An 11,935-nucleotide genomic window follows, 5' to 3' on the forward strand; every position below is an offset into this window, starting at 1 on the left:
CCACGACCCCACCCCCGCACCGGACGCTCGGAGGGGGCGGGTCAGGTGGGGCGGGCGGCGGTGCGGGTCAGGTTCACCGCGGCCTGCCAGCGGGCGTAGGCGGCCTCGTCACGCTCGCCGGGCTCGAAGCGGCGGTCGAGGCGCCAGGTTTCGCGTAGCTCCGTCTGGGAGCCCCATACGCCCGCCCCCAGGCCGGCCAGGAAGGCCGCGCCCAGCGCCGTGGTCTCCTGGACGGCGGGCCGCTCCACGGCGGTGCCGAGCTGGTCGGCCTGGACCTGCATGAGCAGGTCGTTGGCGCTGGCCCCGCCGTCGGCCTTGAGCACCTGCACCGACCCGGCCGTCATCGACTCCACCACGTCGCGCACCTCGAACGCGATGGCCTCCAGCGTCGCCCTGACCAGGTGCGCCCGGGTCGTGCCGCGCGTGAGCCCGGTGATCAGCCCGCGCGCCTCGGGCTCCCAGTGCGGCGCGCCGAGCCCGGTCAGCGCGGGCACGAACACCACCCCGCCGCTGTCGGCCACCGTACGCGCCAGCGCCTCCGACTCCGGCGCCGAGCCGATCAGCCCCAGTCCGTCGCGCAGCCACTGCACCGCCGCCCCGGTGACGAAGATCGACCCCTCCAGCGCGAACGTGCGCTCACCGGCGGGCGTCTGCCAGGCCACCGTGGTCAGCAGCCCGTTCTCCGGCCGGGCGATCTTCTCGCCGAGGTTCGCCAGCACGAACGAGCCGGTGCCGTAGGTGCACTTCACGTCGCCCACGTCGAAGCACGTCTGCCCGAACAACGCCGCCTGCTGGTCACCGGCGACCCCGCTGATCGGCAGGTCGAGCCCGAGGAAGGAGGACGGGTCGGTCCGGCCGAGCGGCCCGAAGTTGGGCACGATCTCCGGCAGCGCCGATTCAGGCACCCCGAACAGCTCGCACAGCTCCGGCTCCCAGCCGCCGGACGCGAGCCCGTACAGCAGGGTGCGCGAGGCGTTGGACGGGTCGGTGACGTGCCGCGCGCCCGCCGTCAGCCGGGCGATGAGGTACGAGTCCACCGTCCCCACGGCGACGGCCCCCGACGTGACGCCCGCCCACACCCCGGGGTCGTGCTCGGCCAGCCAGGTGAGCTTGGTGGCGGTGAAGTAGGGGTCGAGCCGCAACCCGGTCATCTCGCTCACCCGCGGCTCGTGCCCGGCGTCGCGCAGCCGCCCGCACAGGCTCGCGGTGCGGCGGTCCTGCCAGACGATGGCGCGGCGCGGCGCGGCCAGCGTGCGGCGGTCCCACAGCACGGCGGTCTCGCGCTGGTTGGTGATGCCGACGCAGGACGGCCGCAGCGAGGTGCCGCGCAGCGCTGCGGCGCAGGCCGACAGCGTGGCCTGCCAGATGTCCTCGGGGTTGTGCTCGACCTGGCCCGGCTCGGGGAAGTGCTGGGCGAACTCCTCGTACCCCTTGCTCGCGACGCTTCCGTCCTCCGTGACGACGAGCGCCGTCACTCCCGTCGTCCCGGCGTCGATGGCCAACACGGTCACGGACATTCCTCCTCTAACGATCACGACACGACCGGGCGCCCAGGTTTAATTCCGCAGCCTCGCGTTTGGTCTAGACCACTGCGTGTGATGCCGGGCACAATGCGAGTCTGACATCAGGTCTGGTTCGTGACCCCAATCGGGAGGAACCCGCCATGCGTATTGGAGTGCTCACCGGAGGCGGCGACTGCCCCGGGCTCAACGCCGTCATCAGGGCAGTGGTGCGTAAGGGGGTGAGCGTCTACGGGCACGAGTTCGTCGGCTTCCGTGACGGCTGGCGCGGCCCCCTGGAAGGCGACACGATGCCGCTCGACATACAAGCCGTACGCGGCATCCTGCCGCGCGGCGGCACCATCCTGGGCTCTTCCCGCACCAACCCGATCAAGATCGAGGGCGGTGTCGACCGGATCAAGGAGAATCTCGCCGCGACCGGCGTCGACGCGCTGATCGCCATCGGCGGCGAGGACACCCTGGGCGTCGCCAAGCAGCTCTACGACCGTGACGTCCACGTGGTGGGCGTGCCCAAGACCATCGACAACGACCTGTCCGGCACCGACTACACCTTCGGCTTCGACACCGCCGTCAACATCGCGACGGAGGCCATCGACCGGCTGCACACCACCGCCGAGTCCCACCACAGGGCGCTCATCTGCGAGGTCATGGGCCGCCACGCCGGCTGGATCGCGCTGCACGCGGGCATGGCGGGCGGCGCCAACGTCATCCTCATCCCGGAGAAGCCGTTCGACATCGACCGGGTCTGCGAATACGTCGAGTCCCGCTTCCGCACCCGCTACTCGCCGATCATCGTGGTCGCCGAGGGCGCCCACCCCGTCGAGGGGCAGATGGAGCTGCAGACGGGCACGCTCGACGCGTTCGGGCACGTCCGGCTGGGCGGCATCGGCGAGGTGCTGGCCAAGGAGATCGAGAAGCGCACCGGCAAGGAGGCCCGCACCACCGTGCTCGGCCACATCCAGCGCGGCGGCACCCCGACGGCCTACGACCGGGTGCTGGCCACCAGGTTCGGGCTGCAGGCCATCGACGCGGCCCACGAGGGCGACTTCGGCAAGATGGTCGCGCTGCGCGGCACCGACATCATCCGCGTCGGGCTCGACGAGGCCACGGCCGAGCTGAAGACCGTGCCGGTCGAGCGCTACTCCGAGGCCGAGGTGTTCTTCGGCTGACTGTAAGCCGGTTGCAAGCGGGCGGCCGTACCGTCGAGGGCAGCGGGGTTATCCGCTACAACCCCCTCGGGGTACGGCTTGCGCCGCGCCACGTCGGCGGCCCACCTGTGCGCCGCAAGCCGTACCCATGACATAGCTCAACCGCGGGGCGTGCCGAAGAGATCCACCTCCGGCGCGCCCTCAGCGTTTCCGCGGCGCAACCGCTCCTTGAACTCCGCCTCGCTGCGCAGCTCCTTCTCTGACGGCGACAGGACGACGGCGAGCAGCAGCCCCACCGTGACCAGGCTGATGCCGACGATGAGCGGCAGCAGGAAGTCGATGCCCTGAGCGCCGGCCACCGGCACCATGTCCGAGTGCGTCTGCACCGACATCGACGCCATGCCGGTGTAGTGCATGCCGGCCACCGCGATGCCCATGACGAGCGCGGCGCCGCCGATCTTCAGCGCGCCGGTCACCCGCAGCGCGAACCACAGCGCCGCCGTCGCCGCCGCCACCGCGATGAGCACCGACAGCGCGACGACGGGCGGGTCGTAGGAGACGTGGCCTGACATGTTCATCGCGGCCATGCCCAGGTAGTGCATGCCGGCCACGCCCGCGCCGGTCAGCACGCCGCCCGCGATCAGCCGGCTCGGCCGCTCGCCGCCGTGCGAGGCGAGGAACAGACCGGCGCCCACGACGACGATCGCGAGCAGCGCCGACGCCACGGTGAGCGGCACGTCGTAGCGGATCACCATGCCGGGCGCGGAGAAGCCCAGCATGGCGATGAAGTGCATGGTCCAGATGCCGGTGCCGCCGATCGCGACGGCCGCGCCGGCCAGCCAGTACTTGGCCTCACGGCCGCCGGTGAGCCGGGCCCGCGCGGTCAGCAGCAACCCCAGCATCGAGCCCACGCTGGAGACGGCGTACGCGAGTACGGGCGTCAGCAGCCCGTGCGAGAAATGATCGATCGGCGACATGCCCCACCCATCCCCTTACCGCATCGATGAGGGGAGTATGAGTGGGGCTCAGCTCTTCGCGCAAGTATCAGCAGGCACGGCCTTCCGCCGCGCCTGCTCACGCCTCCTGCGTTCTTCCTAGCGGCGCCTGCCTCTTGATCGCGCGGGCTGCTGGCGGGGCGCCGGGGCCGGCTGCGGCTGGGCCGGCTGCGTCGGCGGCATCGGCTGCATCGGCTGCCGGCGGTCCTGCATCGGCTGCATGGCCTGCTGGCGGCCCTGCATCGGCTGCGGCCGGCCGGGCACGGGAGCGGCCAGCGGCGCCGGGTAGGCGGCCAGTTGCTGCTGTTGCTCGGCGTTGCGCCGGCGCAGCTCCAGCTTGGCGAGCAGCTCGGCGTCCTCGCTGAGCTCCTCCTCCGACGGGGACAGGATCACCATGAGGAGCATGGTCAGGGTGATCAGGCTGATGACGGTCATGAGCGGGACGAGGAAGTCCAGCGCGTCGGCGCCAGGGACCTCGCCGGTCACCGGGTCGACCGTGACGTGCATGGCGTACATGCCGGTGTAGTGCATGCCGGCCACCGCGACGCCCATGACGAGCGCGGCGCCGGTGATCCAGATGGGCTTCCTGACCCGGGTGGTGAACCAGAGCGCGACCGTGGCCGCCACCACCGCGATCGCGACGGAGACGCCGACGAGCACGCGGTCGTAGGAGACGTGGGCGGACATGTTCATCGCGTACATGCCGAGGTAGTGCATGGAGGCCACGCCGAGCCCCGTGAGCAGGCCGCCGCCCAGCAGCGCCGGCCACCGGCCGCCGCCGTAGGAGACGAGGAACAGGCCGGTGCCGACGACCACGATGGCGACCAGGGCGGAGGCCGCGGTCAGCCAGACGTCGTACTTGATCTGGGTGCCCTCCACCTGGAAGCCCATCATGGCGATGAAGTGCATGACCCAGATCCCCGTGCCGCCGATGGAGACGGCCGCGCCCAGCAGCCAGCGCACGCGTGCTCCGCCGCGTGAAGCGTGCGCCTGCGCGGTCAGCCGCAGCCCGAGCATCGAGCCCATGCAGGACATGACGTAGGCGAGCAGCGGTGTGAGCAGTCCGTAGGTGAAGTGATCCACAGCGGAGGTCATCTATCGGTCCTTGCGATTTAGGGATTCCCGGAGTTTGCCATCCCGGATGTCCTATTCGCATGGATATTGCAACTATCTGTCAAATCGCGCTGTCGGAAACATGAGAACTGCTCATAACTCTCCGGGGTGCAGGTTCCGCGCAGAGTGAGGGCAGAGTGAGGGCAGAGCGATGGCAGAGCGATGGCAGGGCGAGGGCAGGGCGAGGGCAGGGCGAGGGCAGGGCGAGGGCAGGGCGAGGGCAGGGCGAGGACGGTGAGGAGGGCGCGGCGCGGACTAAACTCGATGGGTCGCGACGTTGCCATCAACGGCCGCGTTCCCCATCTTCCCCGGAGGTTTCACCATGACGATGTCCGCCCTGGGCGAGCCGTGCGTTCTGCTCAAGCTGGGCGAGATCGTCCTCAAGGGCAAGAATCGCGAGCTGTTCGAACGCCGCCTCATCGGCAACATCCGTGACGCGCTCCAGAGCGTCGGCATCCAGGTCGACGTCCGCAGGCGGCACGGCGTGGTCGCGATCTTCCTGCCCAAGGGCGCCACCGCCGAGCAGGCCGACGCCGTCGCGGAGCGGGTCGCCGACGTGCCAGGACTGGTCTGGATCCACCGCGCCTGGCGGGTCGCCAAAGACCCCGACACCGTGCTCAAGGCCGGTCTTGAGCTGGCCGGCGAGAGCGAGGCGGCCAAGCGCGGCGCCCCCTTCGCGGTCCGCTCCCGCCGCCGCGACAAGCGCTTCCCGCTCAGCTCCAACGAGCTCGACCGGTTCGTCGGCGGCGCCATCAACGACGAGTACAACCTGCCCGTCGATCTCAAGAACCCCGAGCTGACCATCTTCATCGAGGTCGACAGGGACGAGGTGTTCGTCTTCACCGGCGGCATCCCCGGTCAGGGCGGCCTGCCGGTCGGCAGCAGCGGGCGGGCGCTCGTGCTCATGTCGGGCGGCATCGACTCGCCGGTGGCCGCCTACCGCATGATGCGGCGCGGGCTCCACGTCGACTTCCTGCACTTCTCCGGCATCCCGTTCACCACTTCCGAGTCGATCTACAAGGCGTACGCGCTGGTCAAGAAGCTCGACCGGTTCCAGGGCAAGTCGCGCCTGTGGGTGGTGCCGTTCGGCAAGGCGCAGCAGTCGATCCGCACCTCCGGCCAGGACCGCCTGGCCGTGATCGCGCAGCGGCGGCTCATGCTCAAGACCGCCGAAGAGGTCGCCCACCGCATCCGCGCCGCCGCGCTGATCACCGGCGACGCGCTCGGTCAGGTGTCGTCCCAGACGCTGGCCAACATCACCGCCCAGGACAACGCCGTCGACCTGCCGATCCTGCGGCCCCTCGTCGGGTGGGACAAGACGGAGATCATGGCCGAGGCCCGGCGCATCGGCACGCTCGAGATCTCCGAGCTGCCCGACGAGGACTGCTGCTCGCTGCTCGCGCCCAAGCGGGCCGAGACCCGGGCCAAGATCGAGGACCTCAAGCAGATCGAGAAGCGGCTCGACGCCGAGGAGCTGTGCGTCCAGCTCGCCGACTCCATCCAGGAGTACACGCTCTAAGGTCCAGGAGTACGCGCTCCGAGCCGCTCCCCGGGTCCCGCGGTGGCGGGGCCCGGGATCGCTCGGCGGGGCGTCAGGCGGTGGCCGTTGCCCGGCCTGGCGTCAGGCGATGGCTGCGGCGGAGATAGCGCCGGTGACCGTCAGGCGGTGACTTCAGGCGGTGACCGTCAGGCGGTCGCTGTCAGGCGGTCGCTGTCAGGCGGTGGCCGGGGTGGCGGTGGCGGCGGCCGTCCTGCCGAGCAGCGGCGGGAAGTCCGTCATGATCTGGGCGAGCTCGCCCAGGTCGGTGTCCACGAGCGCCTGCGGGCCGTCGCAGAGGGCCTGCTCGGGCTGCGGATGCACGTCGATGATCACGCCGTCCGCGCCCACGGCGACGGCCGCCCTGGTCAGCGGCAGCACCAGGTCGCGCCGCCCGCCCGAGTGCGACGGGTCGACGATGACCGGCAGGTGCGACAGCCGCTGCGCCACCGGCACCGCCGACACGTCGAGCGTGTTGCGGGTGGCCGTCTCGAACGTCCTGACGCCCCGCTCGCACAGCACGATGTCGAGGTTGCCGCGCTGCGCGATGTACTCGGCGGCCATCAGCCACTCCTCGATGGTGGCCGTCATGCCGCGCTTGAGCATCACCGGCCGCCCGGCCGCACCGACCGCCTGCAACAGCGCGAAGTTCTGCATGTTGCGGGTGCCGACCTGCAGCATGTCGGCGTAGGAGGCCACCAGCTCGACGTCGCGGGCGTCCACGACCTCCGTGACGATCGGCAGCCCCGTCTCCTCGCGCACGTCCGCCAGGATGCGCAGCCCCTTCTCACCGAGGCCCTGGAAGGCGTACGGGGAGGTGCGCGGCTTGAACGCACCGCCGCGCAGCAGCACCGCGCCGGCCGCCTGCGCCATCCGCGCCGCGTCGAGCGTCTGCCGGTGCGTCTCCACCGCGCACGGTCCCGCGATCAGCGTCACGGTGTCGGGACCGATGGGCACGCCGCCCACGTGCACGGTGGAACGTTCCGGATGATTCTCCCTGCTCACCAGCTTGTACGGCGTCGAGACCCGCATGACGTCCCGCACCCCGCCCATGCCGCGCAGGGCGGCGGCGTCGAGCTGCGTCACGTCGCCGACCAGGCCGACGATCGTCCTGCGCACGCCCTTGCTGACGAACGCCTCCACCCCGGCCGCCTCGACGACCGACACGATCGCCGCGAGATCGTCCGCGGTGGCCTCAGGGCCCATCACGATCACCATGTTGCCGCTCTCCTTCTCCGGAAAACACGAAAGGCCCCGGGTCCTTGAGGACCCGGGGCCTTTCGTTCGCCTGTCTGCTAGTGCAGCGTCAGATGGCGAACGGACTCGGGTCCGTCGCCATACCAAAACAGGAACGCTGCACGCATAGCCCTAAACGATAGCGCACCGCACCCGCTGCCGAGGCACGCGACGGCCGATGGCAGGATGGCCACGAGACGCGAGAGCGGTGAAGGGAGTGTTCGTGGAGGAGTCGCGCCTGCCTCCAGGCCAGTACGTCCCACGCGGCAGGCCCGTGATCCACTACGGCCGCGTGCCCGCGTTCAAGCCGGAGAGCTGGGACTTCCGGGTGTTCGGCGCGACCGCGTCGGGCGAGGAGCACTGCTTCACCTGGCCGGAGTTCGAGCGGCTGCCCCGTGACACGCGGGTCGAGGACTTCCACTGCGTCACCAAGTTCTCGCTCATGGCCAACGAATGGCGCGGCGTCACCCCGGCCACGGTCATGGCGGCCGCCCCGCCCGACCCCGGCGTGCGCCACGTCATGATCTGGGCCGAGTACGGCTACAGCGCCAACCTGCGCATGTCCGACTTCACCGCGCCAGGCACGCTGTTCGCCATGGAGTACGACGAGAAGCCGCTCAGCGCCGACCGCGGCTTCCCCGTGCGCATCGTGGTACCCCACCTGTACGCGTGGAAGAGCGTCAAGTGGGTGCGCGGCATCGAATACCTGCTGGAGGACCGCCGCGGATTCTGGGAGGAGCGCGGCTACCACAACGTCGCCGACCCGTGGCGCGAGCAGCGCTACTCCTACCAGGAAGAACCCGGCGAAGGTCCCGACTGACTTCACGCTCCGTTCGTCCCCGTACACCCTGCGTTTGCGGCTACGGTTTCCCGCATGCTGACCACCGCGTGCGTGGGGCTGGCCTGCCTGTCCTTCCTCCTGGGCCACGCGCTCGCCCGCCGCCGCCAGGCGCCGCCGCGCAGGACGGATGCGGCGACGTTCGCCACGCTGCACGTCGCCGCGATGGCCGCCCCCGCCCTGCGCGCGGGGCTCGACCGCGACTCCGCCGGCAAGGCCGTACGCCACCTGCACACTCTCCTCGGCACCAGAGCCGTCGCCCTCACCTCGGCGGACGCCGTGCTGGCCGTCGAAGGGCCGGGCGCCGATCGCGTGCTCGGCCACGCCACCGCCGCGCTGGCCGCCGGGCGGGCCCAGGTCTTCCCCGACGAGCCGTACGCGGCGGTCGTGGTGCCGCTGACCGTGGACGGCACGGTCGTCGGCACGCTGGCCGCCTTCGACGACGAGGTGAGCGCGGCGCTCGTGCGTACCGTCACCGAGGTCGCCGGCTGGGTGTCCGGCCAGCTGGAGCTCGCCGAGCTGGCCGCGTCGCGGCAGCGCGCGATGGAGGCCGAGATGCGTGCCCTGCGCGCCCAGATCTCGCCGCACTTCGTCTACAACGCGCTCACCACGATCGCCTCGTTCGTGCGGACGAACCCGCGGCGGGCCCGCGAGCTGCTGCTCGACTTCGCCGACTTCTCCCGTTACGCGCTGCGCCGCGCCCACGACTTCACCACCCTGGCCGACGAGCTGACCTGCGTCGACCGCTACCTGTTGCTGGAGCGCGCCCGCTTCGGTGACAAGCTGCGCTTCAGCATGCAGGTGGCGCCCGAGGTGCTGCCGGTGCCGGTGCCGTTCCTGTGCCTGCAGCCGCTCGTCGAGAACGCCATCAAGCACGGCATGCGCGGCCGCGGCGGCCCCGGCGAGGTGCGGGTGGTGGTGCGCGACGCCGGACCCGAGGCGCACATCACGGTCGAGGACGACGGCGCCGGCATGGACCCCGAGTGTGCCCGCCGCATGCTGGACGAGGACCCGGCCCGCGAGGGCAGCGGCATCGGCCTGGCCAACGTGGACCTGCGCATGCGGCAGATCTACGGCGACGGCTACGGGCTGGTCGTCGAGACCGCGCTGGGAGCGGGCACGAAGGTGCGGCTGCGGGTCCCCAAGTCTCTTTCTGTGGTCGAATGATTACGCTATGCTGACGTGTCTCTTGTGACCTCTGCTTTCATACGACAGCGTGGTGGACATGCTGAGAGTGCTGGCCGTCGACGACGAAGTGCCTGCTCTGGAGGAGCTCGCCTACCTGTTGCGCCAGGACGACCGCATCGAGCACGTCACGACCGCGGCCGACGGCGTCACGGCGCTGCAGGACATGGTGCAGATGATCGGCGGCGGCGAGCGGCTCGACGGGGTGTTCCTCGACATCCGGATGCCCGGCCTCGACGGGCTCGACCTCGCCCGGCTGGTCGGCGGTTTCCCCAGCCCGCCCCGGCTGGTCTTCGTCACCGCCCACGAGGAGTGCGCGGTGCAGGCGTTCGAGCTTGAGGCCGTCGACTACCTCCTCAAACCGGTCAGGGCCGAGCGTCTGTCGGAGGCCGTGCGGCGGCTTGAGGCGGCCACCTGTCCCGCGCCCGAGCCGGGGCAGGACGACGTGATCCCGGTCGAGCTGGGCGGGCGCACCCGGTTCGTGCCGCAGCAGGCGGTCTGGTTCGCCGAGGCCAAAGGTGACTACGTACGCCTGCACACCGTCGACGGCAGCTACCTCGTCCGCATGTCGCTGGCCGCTCTGGAGCGGCGCTGGTCGGACGCCGGGTTCATCCGCATCCACCGCAGCACGCTCGTCTCGGGGCGGCACGTCAGCGAGTTGCGCTTCGAGGGCGGCCGGGTGACGCTCACCGTGGGCACCGAGACCCTCCAGGTCAGCAGACGCCACAGCCGCCAGGTCCGCGACCAGCTCGTCCGCCACCACCGCGGCGCGCTCCAGTAAGGGCCCTTCGGCTCAGGCGGGCGGAGCGGTCGCGGTGGGCGTGATCGCCGGTGGGGGTGTGATGGGGGCGGTCGGGTCGGGGGAGCGGGCGGGCGTGAAGCCGGGGGTGTCAGCATCGTGTCCCGTGGGCGTTGCGGCGTGCGGCGCCGGCGCGGTGATGGTAATGATTTCCCTGGTCACCATGGGTCGGCCGGCGCGGGGGCTGGGTTGGGTGATTGTCAGGATGCATCTCCCCGGGTGACTTGCGGGCCCCCCTTGCTACCGTTCGTCGCGCCTGGATGACCGCTGGTCGTGTGACCACTCTCCGTATGGCGATGACTACAGACCGCTCAACGAGCTGTACGTGAACAGGGTTTCCCCCACAAGATCGCAACCGTAGTGTTTCGGCATCGGAAGCCATCCCGGCGCATCGGGAGGGACGAGCCGGGGGGCTCACGACAGGCTCGATGCGCCGGCTTCACCGGCGACGCGCAGGTCGCCACGGCGGCCGGGCCCTTGACCGGGGGGTAGGGCCCGACACGCCGGATCCGTGAAGGGGCGCCCGCGTGGCCGCGATTCTGGGCCCCGCGATCCGGCACGCGGGGGCGGCCGCATCGCGCGAACGGGCGCCCCTGTCACGGCCACCCCCTCCCGGGCGCGCCTATCGCGGCTACCACTCGCCCGGGCGCCTTATCCCGTTACACCCACCCCACGCCCTCAGACGGCCTCTCAGGGGTCAGCCGTCGCGGAGTTTCTTCAGCAGGGCGATGTCCTCGGCGTGTTTCGGGGCCTTGCCCGGAGTCTCGATGCAGATCGGGACGCCGGCGACCGCCGGGTGGCGCATCAGGTCGGCGAAGGGCTGGATGCCGATGTGGCCGGCGCCGATGTTCTCGTGGCGGTCCTTCTTCGAGCCGCACACGTCCTTCGAGTCGTTGGCGTGGACGAGCTTGAGCCGGCCGGGCGCGATCGCGTGGAGCGCGTCGAACGTCTCCTGCACCCCGCCCTCGGCGGCGAGGTCGTGGCCGGCGGCGAAGGCGTGGCAGGTGTCGAGGCAGACCCCGGCCCTGGGATGCCAGTCGAGGGTGGCGAGATAGGGCTCGAGGTCCTGGACGGTGGCGCACAACATGGCGCCCTGACCGGCCATCGGCTCGAGCAGCAGGTCGGGCCCGCCCTCGGGGATCTCGTCGAGCAGCGGCAGCAGATGCTCATGGAGCTGGCGCATCGCGTCGTCGCGCGGCTGCGTGACCGCCGAGCCGGTGTGCACGACCACGCCGCGCGCGCCGGTCTCGGCCCCGCGCCGCAACGTGTGGCGCACGATCGCGACGGAGTTGGCCAGCGTCTCGGGGCTGGGCGAGCCGAAGTTGACGAGATAGGGCAGGTGGATGAACGTGGGCACGCCGGAGGCGGCGAGCGCCGCGTCCTGGTCGGGCTTGCCTTCGGTGAGCGCCCAGCCACGCGGGTTGGTGACGAACACCTGGATCATCTCGGCGCCGATCTCGGCCATGTAGGACAGCCCGCCTTTGGCCAGGCCGCCCGTGACGGACACGTGCCCGCCGATCAGGGATGTTGGGGTCATGATGGCACCCAGTTTAGGGCCGCCGGC

The 11,935-nt window shown here is 71.0% G+C and carries 10 protein-coding genes; 5 read left to right on the plus strand and 5 right to left on the minus strand.

The genetic code is table 11. From position 1 onward, the window contains the following. Window positions 1-41 precede the first annotated feature (41 nt). On the minus strand, window positions 42-1,511 hold the full coding sequence (locus AB0K18_RS02150) for a glycerol kinase (RefSeq protein WP_364908562.1): 1,470 nt from the start codon (window positions 1,509-1,511) through the stop codon (window positions 42-44). A gap of 152 nt (window positions 1,512-1,663) precedes the next feature. On the opposite strand from AB0K18_RS02150, the gene AB0K18_RS02155 reads away from it, so the two are divergent. Beyond that, window positions 1,664-2,689, plus strand: coding sequence for a 6-phosphofructokinase (locus AB0K18_RS02155; RefSeq protein ID WP_355429403.1), 1,026 nt, complete (start codon window positions 1,664-1,666; stop codon window positions 2,687-2,689). 137 nt (window positions 2,690-2,826) lie between these two features. Here AB0K18_RS02155 and AB0K18_RS02160 read toward each other — a convergent pair whose 3' ends face one another. Both AB0K18_RS02160 and AB0K18_RS02165 read right to left on the minus strand, forming a co-directional pair. Next, window positions 2,827-3,645, minus strand: a complete 819-nt coding sequence (locus AB0K18_RS02160; protein WP_364908565.1) for an MHYT domain-containing protein — start codon at window positions 3,643-3,645, stop codon at window positions 2,827-2,829. A gap of 117 nt (window positions 3,646-3,762) precedes the next feature. Beyond that, window positions 3,763-4,758 (minus strand): MHYT domain-containing protein, encoded by a 996-nt coding sequence (locus AB0K18_RS02165; protein WP_364908568.1) that lies wholly within the window; start codon window positions 4,756-4,758, stop codon window positions 3,763-3,765. A 340-nt stretch (window positions 4,759-5,098) separates the two neighbouring features. Between AB0K18_RS02165 and thiI the strand changes: the two genes are divergently transcribed. Further along, window positions 5,099-6,295, plus strand: coding sequence for a tRNA uracil 4-sulfurtransferase ThiI (gene thiI / locus AB0K18_RS02170; RefSeq protein ID WP_364908570.1), 1,197 nt, complete (start codon window positions 5,099-5,101; stop codon window positions 6,293-6,295). Window positions 6,296-6,490: 195 nt separating this feature from the next. Here the strand turns inward: thiI and aroF are convergent, their stop codons facing one another. After that, complete coding sequence (gene aroF, locus AB0K18_RS02175) at window positions 6,491-7,531, minus strand: 3-deoxy-7-phosphoheptulonate synthase (RefSeq protein WP_364908573.1); 1,041 nt, start codon at window positions 7,529-7,531, stop codon at window positions 6,491-6,493. A gap of 241 nt (window positions 7,532-7,772) precedes the next feature. Here aroF and AB0K18_RS02180 point away from each other — a divergent pair, with 241 nt between their 5' ends. Genes AB0K18_RS02180 through AB0K18_RS02190 form a run of 3 tightly spaced genes read left to right on the plus strand, consistent with a single transcriptional unit; the run spans window position 7,773 to window position 10,353 of the window. Further along, on the plus strand, window positions 7,773-8,369 hold the full coding sequence (locus AB0K18_RS02180) for a molybdopterin-dependent oxidoreductase (protein WP_364908576.1): 597 nt from the start codon (window positions 7,773-7,775) through the stop codon (window positions 8,367-8,369). 54 nt (window positions 8,370-8,423) lie between these two features. Next, on the plus strand, window positions 8,424-9,554 hold the full coding sequence (locus AB0K18_RS02185) for a histidine kinase (RefSeq protein WP_364908579.1): 1,131 nt from the start codon (window positions 8,424-8,426) through the stop codon (window positions 9,552-9,554). Window positions 9,555-9,612: 58 nt separating this feature from the next. Beyond that, window positions 9,613-10,353 (plus strand): LytTR family DNA-binding domain-containing protein, encoded by a 741-nt coding sequence (locus tag AB0K18_RS02190; protein ID WP_364908582.1) that lies wholly within the window; start codon window positions 9,613-9,615, stop codon window positions 10,351-10,353. A 715-nt stretch (window positions 10,354-11,068) separates the two neighbouring features. On the opposite strand, the gene AB0K18_RS02195 is transcribed toward AB0K18_RS02190, so the two are convergent. Further along, complete coding sequence (locus tag AB0K18_RS02195; RefSeq protein ID WP_364908585.1) at window positions 11,069-11,908, minus strand: deoxyribonuclease IV; 840 nt, start codon at window positions 11,906-11,908, stop codon at window positions 11,069-11,071. Between the last annotated feature and the right edge of the window lie 27 nt (window positions 11,909-11,935).

Origin of the sequence: Nonomuraea sp. NPDC049421 (assembly GCF_040677005.1) — a bacterium.
Lineage (GTDB): Bacteria > Actinomycetota > Actinomycetes > Streptosporangiales > Streptosporangiaceae > Nonomuraea > Nonomuraea salmonea.